Below are 16316 nucleotides of genomic sequence, written 5' to 3'. Positions count from 1 at the left end.
GAGCCAAACGGCATGAACAATCACCTCCGCTGGAAATCGGTGGCGACGATAAAGAGGATCGCGGGCAAATCTGGTCATGCCGCCAGATCCCACATTTTGATCGATGGCCGGTTAACGTTACGGTGCCGGCGGGGGGCGGCATTCGGTGCAACGATGCTCGACAGCGTCCCAATTGGAATGGCAATCGGCATAGCCGTTACACCTCAGCCCCGTGGGTGGCAAGCAGATCGTCCAGTGCGCGATCGAGGCCAGTCCACGCGGATAAGCAGCACTCCGCGCGATGGAAGTGATGCTTCCGATTATTTCTTTCGCTTAGAAGCCGCCCAACCGCACGCCGCGCCAAGACCGGCACCTACGCCGATCCCGAAAGCAGTTGCTCGCGCGGTCACTGGCCGCCCTCCCTCACTGTCGGCGACGCCGACGGTCGTGGCTCGACTTCTCCTGGGGTGAAAAAAGTGAGATACGCCACAGCAAGAATGATCGCGATAACGAAGATAGTCAGCACCAATTTGATCATGCCTTTTGCGGCTTTTTGGTCTGTTTGGCTCATGCCGATTACAACATCGAGTTAGCATAGAAGTTCCGGGCACTCGGCATCGATTGCGGTTTGCCCGCGACGGATCGATTTTCACCCTCGGCAGAGTGCCGCTGCTCGGGCGATCCGTGTCGTTCTTGGGCGTCTGGTGAAAAGCTGGGCCCACAGTTGAATTTAACTGATGCTCCAATCGCTCCCGGGTCTCGGGTGGCGGCCGGCTAAGCCGTTAGTAGCTTGACGACTTCATCAATCGTCTCTTTGACCGGATAATAGCTCGGTCCGCCATCCTTCTGCAACACGGAGACATAGATGTGGGTGCTGCTGGGGAAAAGGCCGGACGGCGACAACGTGTTCAGGATTAATGAAGACGAGTGGATCATTAGGTCCTGCGTAGTGGAACCGTACCAGTATCATCTTGTCCTCCCAAGATTAGCTATCCCGCCTAGAACGAGAAAAGTCGCGGTGGCTTGCAGGGCATCTCGTGGTGCCGGCAGGTATTTGAAGGTGCTACCGATCCAATTATGGAGCTGATCTGCGCTTCCGCCTACAAGGAGAACGGACGCTCGCCGCAGTGGCGACGCTCCCGGATGGCTCTGAACCGATCAACGGAGCGGCTACCTTGATCGTCCCGCATGGGATAAGGTTTCGATCATCGTTTTAGTGAACTGAACGCGCCGGTTGCCGCCGAGCGGCTCGGGACCTCCGACCATCGATCCATCTCATCGTGGGAGTAACCGCGATACCGTGCACCACGATCGAAACAAGGATGATCAGGAGCACTGTCGCCCAGACGGTCTGGACGTTCTCGAACTCGGCTTGACCCGTGGCGTATGCGAGATAATAGATCGACCCAAGCCCTCTGATGCCGAAGACGGCGATAATCACAGTTTCGCCGGGCGAATGTCCGGCTCCGAGTAAACTCAGCCAGCCGATGATTGGACGAACGAACGCGATCGCCAAAACGACGAAGGCCGAGACCCGCCAATCGATACCTGCCAGAAGCTGCCCGCTTGCCGCGATTGACCCGAGGCAGACAAGGAGTACCATCATCAGCAAGCGTTCTATCTGCTCCGCGAAATCATGAAGCTGCTCGTGAAAATCGTGGTCTCGTTCACTCGCTCTGAACGCGATCGCCGCAAGGAACACGGCGACGAAGCCGTAGCCACCGATTAGTTGAGTCAACCCATACGTGGTAAAGGTCATTCCAAGAGCGACGAAGCCGTCCTTCGTTTTTGCGAGGCTGCTTCCCATCATCCTGAACGACAAAAACCGAAAGCCTTCCCCAGAATTGCCCAATGTTGCAACAGGGAGACGCCCTCCTTTGCGGCAAGCGCCAGGGCGATGGCAAGGTGGACGAACGGAAAGCTCAAGCCGTCGTTAAGCCCTGCTTCGGAGGTGAGCGCAAAACGGACCTCGTCCTCCTCTCCTGTCTGCGGTGGCCCGACCTGCACATCGCTGGCGAGCACCGGATCGGTCGGGGCAAGGCAGGCTCCGAGCAAAAGAGCAGAAGCCGCTCCGAGACCCAGTATCCATGACCCGAGGAATGCGAGTGCGACGATGGTCAGCGGCATGGCTATGCCGAGAAGTCGCCATGTCGTCATCCACCGCTTCCATCCGATCGGACGGTCGAGTTTCAAACCCGCACCCATCAAAGCGACGATGACGACGATCTCGGTCATCCGTTCGGTGAATTCGCGGTTCTCGAGAGGATTGAACCGCGGCAGAAGTGGGAACGGCGACCACGCAAGAAGCGCGCCAATGGCCAGACAGGCGATTGGAAGCGACAAGGGGAGCCTTCTCATCATCAGCGGCAACCAGGCCGTAAGAAGGACGACAACCCCGAGGATGGTCAGAGTGACGATATAAAGGTCCATTCACTCTGGTTTCCCGAGGATCGATTTCTTACGCTCTAGCACACCGGGGCGAGCGATGTCCGGCGACAATCCGTTTCCAGCGGCCTGGGCCAAGGCGCTCCCGCGCCTTTCGCTGTTTACTGAACGTTCTTAATTTCACTCAGCTAATCGGCGAGAATGATACTTAAGTCAGATGATGCCGCGGGAAAGTCGGACTTAAGTCGGGCTAACAACCTCAGAAGCCACTACTCATGTATTAGATTGAGGTCACGTATAGGTCCGCTGAGGGGGCGGAACGGGAGGAAGATATGAAGTTCAGCTCTGACAGTCTACGGCCATGAAGGGTGCTGTTCACAAGGCCATAGTTCGGCGTCGACCATCGCGACAATCGAAGCAGCCCTTTCCGCCGATTCAAACATCGACGGCTGTGCCATCCAGATCAGGATGCTCGGCCCTGTCGTCCTGCTCGAAGGCTACATAACAAACACCGCAGACCGCGAGAAAGCCATCTCGCTTGCGGCGATGATCGTCGGTCAGGAGAACGTCCAGGACCGGATGCTGAGCCGTTTCCCCGGCAGTAGCCGACGGGATTTAGACGGGCTGGGACTAAGGTACTAAGGTAGATAGCCTCGGTATGAAGTCCTCGAACAGTTCCTCTGTTTGACGGTTTGGCCCCAGCGGAACCAACCGAATCAACGGAGGAAACATATGAATATCAAAGCAGTAGGAATTGCCGTTGTTGGCATCGACGTCGGCCTTTGCGCAGTCGTCGACGGTAACAGGAGCGGCAGGTGGTGCTGCAACGGGCGCAGTCGAACCCCTTTCTTCGGAGCTCGCCTCAAAGACCATGTAGCCGTCGTCTCTTCGAGGACGTCGACCGCGACGAAGCGAATGAGCGCTTCCCTTCCACTACCAGAACGGTCGTCTCACCGTCGTCCAGCTATCGACGGTCTTCGGCGCGGAACCGGACTATTGGACTCTAGCGGTGCTGGGGAGCGATCAGCACTGATCGGCGTTATTGTGGCGCTCGCAGAGCCCCCCGACGTCCAATCCATACGTCTTGAGTAACGGAATGGCGGTGGGTTTTGTTGCCTGCGCTATCCATTGCGACGCTTGTCGCGTGCCCAATCCGCAGGTCGCGGATCGTCTCGCGGGTGCGCGATGCGGCGAACATACGCGGCGATAATAGGATCGTCGGTCAAATACCTCTGAAACTGCATCTCGTCCATTCGGCCGGCGCGGTAGGCCTTTACGATCTCTTCTTGGTGGGCGGTTAAGGTTGCCTGACCCTCACGCTCTGGCGGGACGACGCTTAGCCGGTTAGGCATAGCGCCCGCAGTGCCTTCTTTTTTCTCATTATCGTCCATCGCACTCTCCTCCAAGGCGTGATCGCTCGCAGCATCATCAAGCTAGTGTTCTTGATGGAGCGCCCTTGTCGCGATGGAGCACGAATGGATAACATGACCAACGGCCGTTAGTTCCAGCGTCGCTTGCAGCAGACTTTTCCTCGAAAAGTCAATGAATAGCGAAATTTCGTGGACGCTGGTGATAGTCCCCACTCGCGGGAAAGCGTGAAAATCGAGTTTTTACCGAGCGTCGGCTCGGTAGCCGGCGCGAGATTGTCACCCGGGTCGGACACCTTGGGCTTGGCCGCCTTGAAAGGAAATGAACCGGCGACCCTTGCGGTCCTTTCGCAACCATTGCCGGCCTGTCGTGTTCGTCCCCCGCGGATGGAACTGCTTTCATAGTTAGGCGTTTTTGTCAGTTAGATCGGGGGACTGTTGGCATTCCGCCGGCACTGCCGAATGGGAGAAAAATCATGAGAGCGATATTAATCGCGATAGGTGCGCTGTCTGCTTTAACCGGGTCTGCTTTTGCGGCCGAGCCGGCCAAGATGATCGAGACGAAAATGGGCAAGGTCCTGGCCACTGAAAAAGGCATGGTGCTTTACACATTCGACAAAGATGCAAAAGGCAAATCCAACTGCGATAGCGATTGCCTGAAGAAGTGGCCGGCGTTCCACGCTGGAGCCAAGGCCAAGGCGGAAGGCGAATGGTCTCTAGTCAAAGCAGCGGATGGCAAAGAGATGTGGGCCTATGAGGGTAAGCCGCTTTACACCTATGTCGAGGATAAGAAAGCCGGTGAAGCCAACGGCGATGGCGTTGGAGGAGTGTGGCACGTGGCCAAATAGCTCACCGGCGACGGTTCGAATGGGCGGTCGTCGGATCGCCCTGAACCTCAAGAGCGACCTCTGGAACTACATATCCCTTCTCTACGGCTTTCGCCGACAAACCCGGCCTCCGCCGAATGCTGCACCCATTCCTCGCGACATCATCTACTAGATTCCAAATGCTGGTCAGAAGCAGGGATCGGGGACGCAGATTGTATGCGGTCTTTCGTTTGCGCTGCAGCCCACTCGAGAAAAAGGTTGTAGGCAACCGCCAACAAGGCCGGCCCGAGAAAAAGCCCAATCAGGCCGAACGCCAAGACACCGCCAATAAGCCCAAACAGGCCGAGCAGCACAGGTAGGTTACTGTTTTGGTTAAGCAGATACGGTCGAAGGAAATTGTCAATGCTGCTGACGAGAAGCAAGCCCCAGAGCGCGATGAAGATGCCCCATCCTACTGATCCTTGCAGGAGCAACCAAAGGGCAACCGGTCCCCACAAGAACGGTGGTCCGGCGGGCACAAACGACAGCGCAAAGGTCAGGCAGCCCAACAACAGCGATTGAGGTACGCCGGCGATCCAGAAACCGATGCCAGCCAGTAGGCCTTGCGCAAGGGCCGTTCCGATCATTCCGTAGACGACACCCTTCACCGTCATGCCGATTATCGTGAGCAACCTCTTGGCACGAGGACCTGCAACGCGCTCACTGATCTGACGCATGAAACTGATCATGCGTCGGCCGTGCAGGAACAAAAAGAAGGTGATGAATATGCTTAGCCCGAGTTCGAGGAGGCCGGTGCCGAAAGCTGCGCCGCCAGCGACAGCAATATCGGTGACAGGACCGGTCAGCCTCTTGAGCTCGATGATAAACGCAGGAGCGTCGTCAGTGAGGTTTTCCCAGTAAACAGCCACGCTCTCGCCAACAATCGGCAGGCCTCTCACCCAGTTTGGTGGCGCGGAAGGACCCTGCTCCAGGACGCGCGTTATTCCCCCGGCGAGTTTGGTTATGTCGTCGGCGAGCGCCGTTACGAGGACAGCAAGCGGTGCGACCACAGCAATGACCACCAATATCGTCATAGCTGCGGCAGCCGGCGCTCGGTAGCCCCCGACAGCACGTTCGCATTGGCGGTAGATTGGCCAAGTCGAGAAACAAATCACTGCGGCCCACAGGATTGCCGACAGAAAGGGCCAAAGCACAAGTGCGCAACCAACAGTCAGTAACAGAAGGGCACCGATACTCAGAGCTGGTTCAATCAGTCGGCTAGGTGGCACCATGATTAGTCCGCCTGTTCCCTTAACGCCGTTCCATCTGCAAACACGAGGCGTGATCTTCGCGCGGTTAGCATAGCGATCGATGGCTAACCGTGTGGCCGGCCGCCGGATGGAGATCATCTTGCTCCCTCGTTTAAGATTGTCAATTTTTGCTATTGGCGCACTTGAGACCTCGGTCTACATCTCATAATGGCGGGAAGTTGCCGCTCGTGGCCTATTCCGAAAGCGATGCCCCGCCGCCTGGTAATGCGCTCGCTTCCAAGGTTTCCGCTGGACAATCAGCGTGCCGACATTCCCCGGCGACGCGATCGACTGGCACTTAAATGCAGGGCGTGAAGCAGAACCGGTTTTCCACTCTCGCGTTCAACACGCATATCGCGGCCGCCGCAGGTTTCTCTGATGTCCTACCGTTGATCCGTGGCTGCTTGCTCTGTCGTTTCACTATGGATTTGTTTGCGGTGGGCGAGGTTAACTCCCATTTGCTAGCCTTCTGGCCATCCCGTGCTGACGCTATTCTCAAGTCGCACCATGCATTTTTCCTGCTCGTTCTCGCCTGGCGCGTGGGAGACTGCAATCACTTCCCCTAGCAGGAAGTGGTGTATTTAACTTGACGTTCATCGTCTTTAAAACTCTTGTGCGGCGAACGGCTGAGACGTGCGGAGAAATTAACGACGATCCGGTATGCGTTGAACTGAACGTGGCAAAGCGAGAGACCGTTGATGACCAGGTACGAAATTCAGGAGCATGACGGCGGTTGGACGGTCGTGGACCAAATGACCCGACTGCCCGCCTCCGGCGCGGCTCCGACGTTCCGTACCCGGCTGGAGGCGCAGGCACTTGCAGATTTCCGTAACGGTATGGCGAAGCCAACTGCTGAGCGCATAAAGCCGCGCCTCGAGAAAATTCGCCTCCTATGGAAGGCGGTCTTGGGCACCAGCCGTTGACGCCTTACCGGAGACCCATCGACTCGTCTCCGACGGCACGTCGCGCCTCTACATCGGAACGAAAGCAAAGGGACGCGCCCCGCTAAAGCCTCGAGGACTTCGCAGCGGCGATGGTTAACGAGTTTTTGGAGGCACCTACGAAACACGCTGCACCTTCACCGGAGACGGCAAAATGCGATGTCGCTGTACCTGCGACTGAACCGGCCTTGCATCGCGACTGAAGTCAAGGGATACGGTGCGACTGGCTCAAAGATGACCGACATCATCGATGATCTCGATGCAACTATCGACGCAACGCGCCCAAAACGATCATCGATCGCATCGTTGCGGAATTTCGCGGTTCAATGCGACGGTCTGAAGGCCATTCGCCAGCGAGGCATTTTCGCCTCCGAACGTGGTCCGCAAGTTCGAAGTTCCTAGCTGATAACCCTTGTCGCGGATTTCTGTTCATTAATCCAGTCGATTGTTGTGATCATCGTACATGCATGAAATTGATTTTCGTCGAGTCGACCTCAACCTGCTTGTCGTGTTTGAGACCGTCATGCGGGAACGGCACGTCGGCCGTTCCGGCGAAGCTCTCGGCCTGACCCAGCCCGCGGTGAGCCACGCCCTGTCCCGGCTGCGCCAGTTGTTGGGCGACCCGCTTTTCATCAGGCATGCCGGCGGGGTCAGGCCCGACGCCGCGCGCCGAAGCGCTGAACGCGCCAATCACGCACGCACTGACGGCCGGTGCGCGCCGCACTGGTCGAGACCGGCGCCTTCAATCCCGGCCACGCGGTTCGCACCGTTTCGATCGGGGGCTCGGACTATACGGACCTGGTACTGATGCCGGCTTTGATGGCAGAGATGCGCATCTCCGCCCCCGGGTTCGACATCCGGCGCAAGCCGACTACCCGGGAGGCTGTGATGAGTGATCTGAGGCGTCGCGACAACGACCTGGCGATCGGCCCGCTTGCGGCGGCGCCGGACGCCCTGGTCCTGACCGAATCCATTCGTCTCGACCTAAGAACAGGTCGGACCCCGGCAGATCATCAATACGGCGACCGGGCTGCCGGCGGGACCGACCGCAAGGAGATTCGTCCAGCTTGGCACACAGGATGCGAATGAGATAGCTGAAGACTTTAGCGGTGTGGCACACGCGGCGTCAAAAGTCCCCTTGCTTTAACGCACGCGCCACAGCCCTTGCTGCAGAACGATTGCACAGCGCATGGAACAAAGCCGCAGCGCCGTTGTTCACCAGTATACCTTCCTCATCGATCTGCCACGCCAGACGGCGGCGCGCGGTCTGAAAGACGAAAACATGAACCCGTATATCGCGCAGTCCCTATCGATTGCGCTCGCCCTCTTTTCGGGCAGCATTGCTCACGCCGACGAGGCCCCCTTCCTCAAATCACTGGCTGGAAGCTGGAATGGAAAAGGCACCGTCAAGGTGCGCGTTAATGCGCCAACCATTAACGTGACCTGTCGCTTTAAGTCCGATACGACTGCCGCATCTCTGTCGCTGGACGGAAAGTGCACCAGCCTTGCCATCTTCTCCCGCGTGATCACCGCGGACCTCAAGGCGACCGGCAACAGGTACTCTGGATCCTATGTCGGCGCGGGCACGGGTACCGCTGGCCTCGGGGGACGACGCGCTGGCGACACCATCAATCTCGGAATCACCTGGGCGAAGGAAGTTAACGGCGACCGCAAAGCACAGATGACGATCGAGAAGGTCGGGGCCTCGGGCATGCGTCTTACGACAGTCGATACCGATCCAAAGACTGGCAAGGCAGTGGTCACGAGCCGCATCGATCTTCGCCGGAGCTGATCTGGAGTAAGCCTACTGTACCGCCAGATGAACGTAAGCGAGGCAGTGGATCAAGCACGGCACAGTGAGGATTCCAGACGTGGCCCAGCGGGTTTGATATGATTCGGAGGCGTCTTTCAGTCGTGCGTTCGAGCGCATTATCGGATCTCCTCCATTCGCCCATGCCGCGCGTCAGACGGAAATTGTAGAGGTACCGGGGCCGCTTCTTGATAGGGCCAGTTGCGCCCGTACTTGTGCCCCCGATATGGCAATCGTCGAAACGGTCGTCTCCATCGAGCAACGCGTCGGAATTGACGCCCTCTCGGATACGGCATGCCTCCCGCGAGGTTTCCTCCCATCCACTGTTAGGCGCTATGTGCTCTCGGACCCACGGCAGGGGCGTAGCGTTCCATTTCCACATGCCAGCCTTGCCGTGGTTCGTTTGGTCAAGCTGGATGCGGCCAAAAGACTGTTCACCGTCGTACCCGGTGAAGTCCTGATATCCTTCTCCTGGCCATGCCTGGCGCCATGTGTAGATTGGTTGGTATTGATCAGTCATGGAAGGCTCATTCCGATTTTGCGCAGGATCATCGCTTGACGGCATTCTAAGCATTTGCTGATGCGATAGTTCCATGACCAAACCTCGTCAAAACCGCTCCGCCAGCGCTTTGTAAATATCCACCTTGCCGTCTTTGTCCAGATTACGGACCGGGAGATAGGTGTTCTTCTCCATCCACTCCCGGACGATATATCTGATCATGTCGTTGCGCGTCACGCCAAACTCGCTGGCGAGGTCGCGCAAGGCGTCTTCGACATCATCTTCCATCGACACGGCCCGGGCATTGCGCAGCCGCAGCGCGGCCCGGCGAAGGATGGTCTGGAGATCCGGCCGGGAGATATCCGCGATCCGATCGGCGGCATCATCGAGCAATGTCGCGGTATCGGGAGGTCATGAGTTTACTTCCCTGCCTTTAGTCATGTCGGGCAGACGGCCCCGGGAAGGACCAATCGATCAGCTTTGGTGCGTCCGCAATTTGTTCCAGGATAAGCCCCAAAAACTACATTCCTGTTCGGGCGAGCCAGTATGAGGCCCGACCGGCAGCTATCTCGCCGGTGCGGCGGTCGAATACGGGTTTTGTTGCCTGCGCTATCCATCGCGACGCTTGTCGCGTGCCCAATCCGCAGGCCGCGGGATCGTCTCGCGGGTGCGCGATGCGGCGAACATACGCGGCGATAATAGGATCGTCGGTCAAATACCTCTGAAACTGCATCTCGTCCATTCGGCCGGCGCGGTAGGCGTTTACGATCTCTTCTTGGTGGGCTGTTAAGGTTGCCTGACCCTCACGATCTGGCGGGACGACGCCTAGCCGGGTAGGCATAACGCCCGCAGTGCCTTCTTTTTTCTCATTATCGTCCATCGCACTCTCCTCCAAGGCGTGATCGCTCGCAGCATCATCAAGCTAGTGTTCTTGATGGAGCGCCCTTGTCGCGATGGAGCACGAATGGATAACATGACCAACGGCCGTTAGTTCCAGCGTCGCTTGCAGCAGACTTTTCCTCGAAAAGTCAATGAATGGCGAAATTTCGCGGACGCTGGTGATAGTCCTCACTCGCGGAAAAACTTGAAAATCGAGTTTTACCGAAAGTCTGCTCGGCGAGCCGGCGCGAAATTATCACCCGGGTCGGACACATTCGGCTTAGCCGCCTTGAAGGGATCTGAACCACCGACCTGTCACCAAATTTGAGTAAATGCCTGACATATACGAGGCAAAGACATTTCATTGCCGCCGAGCACTGTATCTAACCTGATTATCGCCAAATGAGATCCCCCGTCACTGGGCGGCAACAGCGCCCCGGGGATAAGATTACCCACCACCGCGCCTCCAGACGATGACAGTGTCTGAAATCATCGGATTTGGCCCTTTCGGAGGTGCAAAGAACATAGTCGAGGAGCGAGGCTAGGTCGATATAACTGCACAGTAAACAATCACGTCTTTACAAATAACATGTTAGTCTGCTACTCCTAACTCATCAGTTGGGAGAAAATGACGGTGACACAGAAATTCGGGCTTTCGGTCGCTCTTGCCACGCCGTTCGACGAGAATGGCGGGATTGCGATCGATGCGATGATCGTGCAGGCGCGGCGATGCCTGGCCGCCGGATGCTCCAGTGTGACGCTGTTCGGGACGACGGGCGAGGGGTCCTCCATCGGAAGGCTGGAACGCGAGCGCGTCCTTTCAGCCTTCCTCGATGCCGGCATCGCGGCAAAGACCGTCGTCGTCGGCGTGCTGGTCGATGCCGCCGAGGATGCGGCCCTCCAGGCCGCCCATGCTCTTTCCAAGGGAGCCCGCAACATCCTTCTCGCCCCGCCGTCCTATTTCAAGAACGTCAGCGACGACGGCGTCTTCCAGTGGTTCTCGGCCGTCTTCACCATACTGGGCGAAAAGGCGCGAGACATCATCGTCTACAATCTTCCTTCGGTCACTATGGTGCCGCTCAGCGTATCGCTGATCGGCCGGCTGCGGGCTGCCTTTCCCAAGATCGTCACGGGCGTCAAGGATTCCTCCGGCGACTGGCCTTATACGGAAGCGCTTCTCAAAGCGCATGGCGATCTCATCATTCTGATAGGCGACGAACGCCACCTCGCCAGAGGCGTTCGGCTCGGCGGCCAGGGTGCGATCTCCGGCATGGCGAATTTCCTGCCCCGCGAAGTCAGGCTGATGGCCGAGGAAGGCAAGGACGACCCCCGCGTTGAGGATTTCGTGCCCGAATTGCTGAAATATTCCGTCATCGCGGCCGTGAAGGCGATGGTCGCGCGCGTGACCTCGGAGGAGATCTGGCTTACGGTTCGCCCGCCGCTCGTTTCAATATCCGGCGAAGGACAGGCGCAGCTCGCTCTTGCTTTCGATACTCTTTTCCGCTCGAAAGCGGCGTAGGTCAGAGATGTTTCTGGAGGAGGCGATGGACGGAACCGAGGAGCAACCGACACTGCGGGAAAAGGCGTATGCGAGCTTCACGCGCCACCTTCTCGCGCGTGACGTGCGTCCCGGGCAGTTCGTTTCCCAGCGCCGCCTCGTGGAGCTGACGGGACTGCCGCTCGGCGCCATCCGCGAGCTCATTCCGAGGCTCGAAGCCGAGGGCCTGATCAAGACCGTGCCGCAGCGGGGGCTGCAGATTGCGCATATCGATCTCAACCTCATTCGCGAGGCCTTCCAGCTGCGCGTGTTCCTAGAAAAGGAAGCCGTGGCGCTTTTCACCCGGTCAGCCTCGGACGAGACGATCGCCGGGCTTCTGAAGCAGCATCGGGATATCGCCGACGCCATTCGCAGCGGCGACGGGTCGCACGAACTGGAATTGCGCGCGCAAGCCGTCGACTGGGGCATGCACGACGCCTTCATCGATGCGCTTGGCAATACCATCATTTCGAATGCCTACCGCGTGAACTCGATCAAGATGCGCCTGATCAGTCAGGATCGTTTCCGCATCGAGGGTCACGTCGGGCCTGTCATGGGCGAGCACCTGAAGGTCCTCGAGGCGATCGAGCGGCGATCGGTGGAGGACGCCGTCAACAGCCTTGTCACACATATCAATCACGCAAGGGATCGTGCGCTGGGAATTTAATCGGGAATAAGCAGCCGGAGGTGAGGAGATCGCCGGCAAAAGGAGGAGGAGTCACATGCCATCATTCTTCAATCCGACGAGGCGAGGCTTCCTGGCGGGTACGGCCGCGCTTGGGGCCGGCAGCATGCTCGGCATGCGCCCTGCATCCGCCGCCGTCGACTGGAAGCGCTTCACCGGCACCACGCTCGAAGTGAACCTGGTCAAGAGCCCGCGCAGCGAAATACTTATGAAGTACCTCTCCGAATTCGAGGCGCTGACCGGCATCAAGGTCAATGCCGAAGCGACACCCGAACAGCAGCAGCGCCAGAAGACGACCATCGAGCTGAGTTCGGGAAAACCGAGCTTCGACGTCGTGCACATGAGCTACCATGTCCAGAAACGGCAGTTCGAAAAGGGTGGCTGGCTTGCCGATATCAGCGGCTTCCTCAAGGACCCCTCCCTGACCGACCCGTCTTTGGCGGAAAGCGACTTCGCCGAAGCCGGCCTCGCCTTCGCCAAGGACGCCGGCGGCGTCCTGCGCTCTCTGCCTTTCTCGGTCGATTACTGGATCATCTACTGGAACAAGGCGCTGTTCGAGAAGAAGGGGCTTGCCTACCCCTCGACCTTCGAGGAACTGGCAAGTGCTGCCGAGGCGCTCACCGATGCCTCGACCAACACCTACGGCTTCGTCGCCCGCGGCCTGAAGAACGCCAATACGCCGGTCTGGACGACGCTGCTGCTCGGCTATGGTTCGAGCCCGCTTGGACCCGACGGCAAGCTGCGCACGACATCGGAAGATGCGGTGGATGCGGCCAAGCTTTACCAGAAGCTGATGACCAAGACCGCCCCTCCCGGGGTTTCCGGTTTCAACTGGGCCGAGGCGCAGTCGGCCTTCCTGCAGGGCAAGATCGGCATGTGGCTTGATGGCGTCGGCTTTGCTCCGCCAATCGAGAACCCGGAAAAATCGCGCGTCGTCGGCCAGGTCGGCTACGGCATCATGCCGAAGGGTCCAAAGGCGCAGGCCGCCGGCACCTTCGGCGACGGGCTCGGCGTCGTCGCGGCCAGCCAGAAGAAGGAAGCCGCCTACCTCTTCTGCCAATGGGCGATTTCGCATGAAATGGGTGCACGCCTGCTGCAGGCCGGCGCCGGCGTTCCGTTCCGCCAGTCGATCCTCGAAGATGCGAAAGTCCGTGAGGGCGTCAAGATGCCGGCCACATGGCTGGATGCCGTCGTCGGTTCCGGCAAGATCTCGCAGCTCGCGCTGCCGGTAATCATTCCGGTCACCGAGTTCCGCGACATCTATGGCGTCGGCCTCACCAACATGATCGGCGGCGCCGATCCTGCGGCCGAGCTGAAGTCGGCAACGGCCCAGTTCGAACCCGTCCTGGCGAAAAGCGAGGGATAATGGCTTCGGCGGGCATCGAAACGGCCGCCATGGCCAGGGCCTCGAAAACGGGGAGCAAACCGGGCCGGTTTGCTCCCAACTACTGGCCCTTCGTCATCCCGGCGCTGATCGTCATATCAGCCGTCATCGTTTTTCCGTGGGTGTTTACGGTGTGGATGAGCGTCAACAGTTGGACGCTCGGGCAGTCGCAGACCTTTGCGGGGCTGGACAATTACATCCGTCTCGCCGGCGACATGCGCTTCTGGGAGTCGCTCTGGCATACGGTGCTCTATACGACGCTCTCCGTGGTGGTTCCTCTGTTCCTGGGAACGCTCGCGGCGCTGATCTTCGATGCCCAATTTCCGCTGCGCGGACTTCTGCGCGGCATATTCGTGATGCCGATGATGGCGACCCCGGTCGCTATCGCGCTCGTCTGGACGATGATGTTCCATCCGCAGCTCGGCGTCCTCAACTATCTCCTCTCCTTCGCAGGCATCGGACCGCAGGAGTGGATCTACAATCAGAGCAGCGTCATTCCCTCGCTGGTGCTGGTCGAAAGCTGGCAGTGGACGCCGCTCGTCATGCTGATCGTGCTCGGCGGCCTGGCGGCCGTCCCGCGCGAGCCCTATGAAAGTGCCGAGATCGACGGCGCCAATGTCTGGCAGAAATTCCGTTACCTCACACTGCCGATGATCGCGCCGTTCCTGATGATCGCGGTCATCATCCGCAGCATCGATGCCGTGAAGAGCTTCGACATTATCTATGCCATGACCCAGGGCGGCCCGGGCACCGCATCGGAAACGATCAACATCTATCTCTACAACACCGCCTTCGCCTATTACGACATCGGCTACGGCTCGGCCATGGCGGTCGTCTTCTTCCTCCTCATCGTCCTGCTCTCCTTCGTCCTTATGATGGTCCGGCAGCGCGTCAACTGGTCCGACGGGGAGGCACGCTGATGAAGCGCAAGACGCTCGACCGCATCGGATTGCTGTTCGTCGCCCTGGTGATGATCTCGCCGGTCGTCCTGTTTTTCCTCTGGATGATCTCGCTGTCGCTGAAATATGAAATCGACAACGGCGCCTATCCGCCGATCTTCATCCCGGAGCGTTTCGCCTGGTCGAACTATGTGAAGGTCTTCGAGGAGAACAACTTCTTCCTCTACCTCTGGAATTCGGTGCTGGTGACGGGTGCAGCCACGCTTCTGGCACTCTTGATAGGCGTGCCCGCCGGATATGGCATTGCGCGCCTCAAGGCGGAGAAATCGGCGATGGTCATCATGATCGCGCGCATGACGCCAGGCCTTTCCTTCCTGATACCGCTCTTCCTGCTGTTCCAGTGGCTGAACCTCTTAGGCACGCTCATGCCGCAGATCATCATCCATCTCGTGGTCACCGTGCCGATCGTCGTGTGGATCATGATCGGCTATTTCGAGACGACGCCGATGGAGTTGGAAGAGGCGGCAAGCATCGACGGCGCGACGCCCTGGCAGGTCTTCCGCATGGTCGCCCTGCCGATCGCAAAACCCGGCATCGTCGTCGCCTTCATCCTGTCGGTCATCTTTTCCTGGAACAACTTCGTCTTCGGCATCGTGCTCGCCAGCCGGGAGACGCGCACGCTTCCGGTCGCGGTCTACAACATGCTTTCCTTCGAACAGGTGAGCTGGGGACCGCTTGCCGCGGCGGCGTTGATCGTCACCTTGCCGGTGCTGATATTGACGGTGTTTGCGCAACGGCAGATCGTGGCGGGCCTGACGGCCGGAGCCGTCAAGTAAGCAGGTGAGACAGAGATTCTGATGGCTTCTTCCGCCTTCGATCCGCCTTCCGGCCCGCCGCGCCGCGTCCTCTGTGTCGGCGCGGCGGTTCTGGACACCCTGTTTCGCGTGCGCTCGCTGCCGACCGGCCAGGGCAAGATCCTGCCCTACGAGATGCTGCAGGTCGCCGAGGGCATGGCCTCGAGCGCGGCATTCGCGGTCGCCCGCCTCGGCGGCCATGCCAGCCTCTGGGGCGCGGTCGGCGACGACGCCACCGGCGACCGCATCCTAACCGACCTCGGCAAGAGCGGCATCGACACGGACGGCATGCTGCGGGCGGAAGGCGCGCGCTCGGCCGTCTCGACGATCCTGATCGATGATCGGGGCGAGCGCCTGATCGTACCTTTCTACGATGCACGGCTGCACGACACGGTCAGGCCGGTCGCGGCACGGGATGTCTCGTCCTTCGATGCGGTGCTGGTCGACGTGCGGTGGCCGAAGCTTGCGCTGGCGACGCTGCTCGCGGCAAGGGAGGCGGGCAAGCCCGCCATCCTCGACGGCGACGTTGCCGGCGACGGCGTGATCGAGATGCTGGCGCCGGCGGCAAGCCACATCGTCTTCTCCCAGCCGGCGGCCGAGCGCCTTGCCGGAGCGACCGATCTCAGGGAGATCGTCGGCCGTCTGAAACGAAAATACGACCAGGCCTTCGTCAGCGTCACGTCAGGCGAAAACGGCTCGTATTGGTTCGATGACACCACGAGCGAAATCCGTCATCTCACTGCGCCTGAGGTGAACGCCGTCGATACGCTGGCGGCCGGCGATATCTTCCACGGCGCTTTCGCGCTCGCGATCGCCGAAGGCATGCCGATCGAAGAGACGATGCGCTTGTCGTCCATGGCGGCAGCGCTCAAATGCCAGGTATTCGGGGGCCGCATCGGCGCTCCGAGCCGGGCGGAAGTCTGCGATGCCCTGCGGGATTGGAACGTCAGGTCGGTCAGCGCACCTCATATCCCATGATGC

At 59.3% G+C, this 16316-nt stretch carries 17 protein-coding genes and 4 pseudogenes; 13 read left to right on the top strand and 8 right to left on the bottom strand.

Annotation, left to right across the window (positions count from 1 at the left end):
• The 3 genes and pseudogenes from EFD55_RS33710 to EFD55_RS34170 form a co-directional block, all read right to left on the bottom strand.
• Positions 1–78: pseudogene (locus EFD55_RS33710) on the bottom strand (IS6 family transposase); the annotation flags it as partial.
• A 1114-nt stretch (positions 79–1192) separates the two neighbouring features.
• Positions 1193–1786, bottom strand: coding sequence for a cation:proton antiporter domain-containing protein (locus tag EFD55_RS34175; protein WP_312860829.1), 594 nt, complete (start codon positions 1784–1786; stop codon positions 1193–1195).
• The gene (locus tag EFD55_RS34170; protein ID WP_312860830.1) at positions 1786–2409 is read right to left on the bottom strand and encodes a cation:proton antiporter domain-containing protein; all 624 of its coding nucleotides are present in this window, start codon (positions 2407–2409) and stop codon (positions 1786–1788) included. The genes EFD55_RS34175 and EFD55_RS34170 overlap by 1 nt, the downstream gene beginning before the upstream one ends.
• A gap of 287 nt (positions 2410–2696) precedes the next feature.
• Here EFD55_RS34170 and EFD55_RS33705 point away from each other — a divergent pair.
• Together EFD55_RS33705 and EFD55_RS34300 are read left to right on the top strand one after the other, a co-directional pair.
• Positions 2697–3006: pseudogene (locus EFD55_RS33705) on the top strand (BON domain-containing protein).
• Positions 3007–3096: 90 nt separating this feature from the next.
• Positions 3097–3202: pseudogene (locus tag EFD55_RS34300) on the top strand (DUF1236 domain-containing protein); the annotation flags it as partial.
• A 283-nt stretch (positions 3203–3485) separates the two neighbouring features.
• On the opposite strand, the gene EFD55_RS09490 reads toward EFD55_RS34300, so the two are convergent.
• Positions 3486–3755, bottom strand: coding sequence for a hypothetical protein (locus tag EFD55_RS09490; protein WP_125844599.1), 270 nt, complete (start codon positions 3753–3755; stop codon positions 3486–3488).
• A 452-nt stretch (positions 3756–4207) separates the two neighbouring features.
• On the opposite strand from EFD55_RS09490, the gene EFD55_RS09485 reads away from it, so the two are divergent.
• Positions 4208–4579, top strand: a complete 372-nt coding sequence (locus EFD55_RS09485; RefSeq protein WP_125844598.1) for a COG4315 family predicted lipoprotein — start codon at positions 4208–4210, stop codon at positions 4577–4579.
• A 140-nt stretch (positions 4580–4719) separates the two neighbouring features.
• On the opposite strand, the gene EFD55_RS09480 is transcribed toward EFD55_RS09485, so the two are convergent.
• The gene (locus EFD55_RS09480; RefSeq protein ID WP_125844630.1) at positions 4720–5829 is read right to left on the bottom strand and encodes an AI-2E family transporter; all 1110 of its coding nucleotides are present in this window, start codon (positions 5827–5829) and stop codon (positions 4720–4722) included.
• 716 nt (positions 5830–6545) lie between these two features.
• Here EFD55_RS09480 and EFD55_RS09475 point away from each other — a divergent pair.
• The 4 genes from EFD55_RS09475 to EFD55_RS09455 all read left to right on the top strand — a co-directional run bounded on the left by EFD55_RS09475 (position 6546) and on the right by EFD55_RS09455 (position 8580).
• Positions 6546–6770 (top strand): hypothetical protein, encoded by a 225-nt coding sequence (locus EFD55_RS09475; protein ID WP_125844595.1) that lies wholly within the window; start codon positions 6546–6548, stop codon positions 6768–6770.
• Positions 6771–7251: 481 nt separating this feature from the next.
• A complete protein-coding gene (locus EFD55_RS09465; RefSeq protein WP_125844593.1) occupies positions 7252–7596 on the top strand; it encodes a LysR family transcriptional regulator in 345 nt (114 codons plus the stop codon).
• Positions 7500–7877: a type 2 periplasmic-binding domain-containing protein gene (locus tag EFD55_RS33095; RefSeq protein WP_165504888.1), complete on the top strand. Its 378-nt coding sequence runs from the start codon at positions 7500–7502 to the stop codon at positions 7875–7877. The genes EFD55_RS09465 and EFD55_RS33095 overlap by 97 nt, the downstream gene beginning before the upstream one ends.
• Before the next feature lie 193 nt (positions 7878–8070).
• Positions 8071–8580 (top strand): hypothetical protein, encoded by a 510-nt coding sequence (locus EFD55_RS09455; RefSeq protein WP_125844628.1) that lies wholly within the window; start codon positions 8071–8073, stop codon positions 8578–8580.
• 307 nt (positions 8581–8887) lie between these two features.
• Here EFD55_RS09455 and EFD55_RS33700 read toward each other — a convergent pair.
• The 3 genes and pseudogenes from EFD55_RS33700 to EFD55_RS09440 form a co-directional block, all read right to left on the bottom strand.
• A pseudogene (locus EFD55_RS33700) lies at positions 8888–9118 on the bottom strand (hypothetical protein); the annotation flags it as partial.
• Positions 9119–9205: 87 nt separating this feature from the next.
• Entirely contained in the window at positions 9206–9490 is a 285-nt protein-coding gene (locus tag EFD55_RS09445) for a CopG family transcriptional regulator (protein ID WP_125844589.1), read from the bottom strand.
• Positions 9491–9617: 127 nt separating this feature from the next.
• Positions 9618–9977, bottom strand: coding sequence for a hypothetical protein (locus EFD55_RS09440; RefSeq protein ID WP_125844587.1), 360 nt, complete (start codon positions 9975–9977; stop codon positions 9618–9620).
• Between the two features lie 633 nt (positions 9978–10610).
• Here EFD55_RS09440 and EFD55_RS09435 point away from each other — a divergent pair.
• Genes EFD55_RS09435 through EFD55_RS09410 form a run of 6 tightly spaced genes read left to right on the top strand, consistent with a single transcriptional unit; the run spans position 10611 to position 16313 of the window.
• Positions 10611–11495: a dihydrodipicolinate synthase family protein gene (locus EFD55_RS09435; RefSeq protein ID WP_125844585.1), complete on the top strand. Its 885-nt coding sequence runs from the start codon at positions 10611–10613 to the stop codon at positions 11493–11495.
• Positions 11496–11502: 7 nt separating this feature from the next.
• On the top strand, positions 11503–12180 hold the full coding sequence (locus EFD55_RS09430; protein WP_183604882.1) for a GntR family transcriptional regulator: 678 nt from the start codon (positions 11503–11505) through the stop codon (positions 12178–12180).
• 55 nt (positions 12181–12235) lie between these two features.
• The gene (locus EFD55_RS09425; protein ID WP_125844581.1) at positions 12236–13564 is read left to right on the top strand and encodes an ABC transporter substrate-binding protein; all 1329 of its coding nucleotides are present in this window, start codon (positions 12236–12238) and stop codon (positions 13562–13564) included.
• Positions 13564–14502 (top strand): carbohydrate ABC transporter permease, encoded by a 939-nt coding sequence (locus EFD55_RS09420; RefSeq protein ID WP_125844579.1) that lies wholly within the window; start codon positions 13564–13566, stop codon positions 14500–14502. Before EFD55_RS09425 ends, EFD55_RS09420 begins: the two co-directional genes overlap by 1 nt.
• On the top strand, positions 14502–15317 hold the full coding sequence (locus EFD55_RS09415) for a carbohydrate ABC transporter permease (RefSeq protein WP_125844577.1): 816 nt from the start codon (positions 14502–14504) through the stop codon (positions 15315–15317). The genes EFD55_RS09420 and EFD55_RS09415 overlap by 1 nt, the downstream gene beginning before the upstream one ends.
• Positions 15318–15335: 18 nt before the next feature.
• Positions 15336–16313, top strand: a complete 978-nt coding sequence (locus EFD55_RS09410) for a sugar kinase (RefSeq protein WP_125844576.1) — start codon at positions 15336–15338, stop codon at positions 16311–16313.
• Positions 16314–16316: the final 3 nt, after the last annotated feature.

Origin of the sequence: Rhizobium pisi, from assembly GCF_003938655.1 — a bacterium.
Taxonomy (GTDB): Bacteria; Pseudomonadota; Alphaproteobacteria; order Rhizobiales; family Rhizobiaceae; genus Rhizobium; species Rhizobium pisi.
This window is presented reverse-complemented; position numbering and strand designations above follow the sequence as displayed.

Coding starts and splice junctions, on each gene's coding strand:
- EFD55_RS34175 (WP_312860829.1), bottom strand. CDS start 1,786: ATGGGAAGCAGCCTCGCAAAAACGAAGGACGGCTTCGTCGCTCTTGGA.
- EFD55_RS34170 (WP_312860830.1), bottom strand. CDS start 2,409: ATGGACCTTTATATCGTCACTCTGACCATCCTCGGGGTTGTCGTCCTT.
- EFD55_RS09490 (WP_125844599.1), bottom strand. CDS start 3,755: ATGGACGATAATGAGAAAAAAGAAGGCACTGCGGGCGCTATGCCTAAC.
- EFD55_RS09485 (WP_125844598.1), top strand. CDS start 4,208: ATGAGAGCGATATTAATCGCGATAGGTGCGCTGTCTGCTTTAACCGGG.
- EFD55_RS09480 (WP_125844630.1), bottom strand. CDS start 5,829: ATGGTGCCACCTAGCCGACTGATTGAACCAGCTCTGAGTATCGGTGCC.
- EFD55_RS09475 (WP_125844595.1), top strand. CDS start 6,546: ATGACCAGGTACGAAATTCAGGAGCATGACGGCGGTTGGACGGTCGTG.
- EFD55_RS09465 (WP_125844593.1), top strand. CDS start 7,252: ATGCATGAAATTGATTTTCGTCGAGTCGACCTCAACCTGCTTGTCGTG.
- EFD55_RS09455 (WP_125844628.1), top strand. CDS start 8,071: ATGAACCCGTATATCGCGCAGTCCCTATCGATTGCGCTCGCCCTCTTT.
- EFD55_RS09440 (WP_125844587.1), bottom strand. CDS start 9,977: ATGGACGATAATGAGAAAAAAGAAGGCACTGCGGGCGTTATGCCTACC.
- EFD55_RS09430 (WP_183604882.1), top strand. CDS start 11,503: ATGTTTCTGGAGGAGGCGATGGACGGAACCGAGGAGCAACCGACACTG.
- EFD55_RS09425 (WP_125844581.1), top strand. CDS start 12,236: ATGCCATCATTCTTCAATCCGACGAGGCGAGGCTTCCTGGCGGGTACG.
- EFD55_RS09420 (WP_125844579.1), top strand. CDS start 13,564: ATGGCTTCGGCGGGCATCGAAACGGCCGCCATGGCCAGGGCCTCGAAA.
- EFD55_RS09415 (WP_125844577.1), top strand. CDS start 14,502: ATGAAGCGCAAGACGCTCGACCGCATCGGATTGCTGTTCGTCGCCCTG.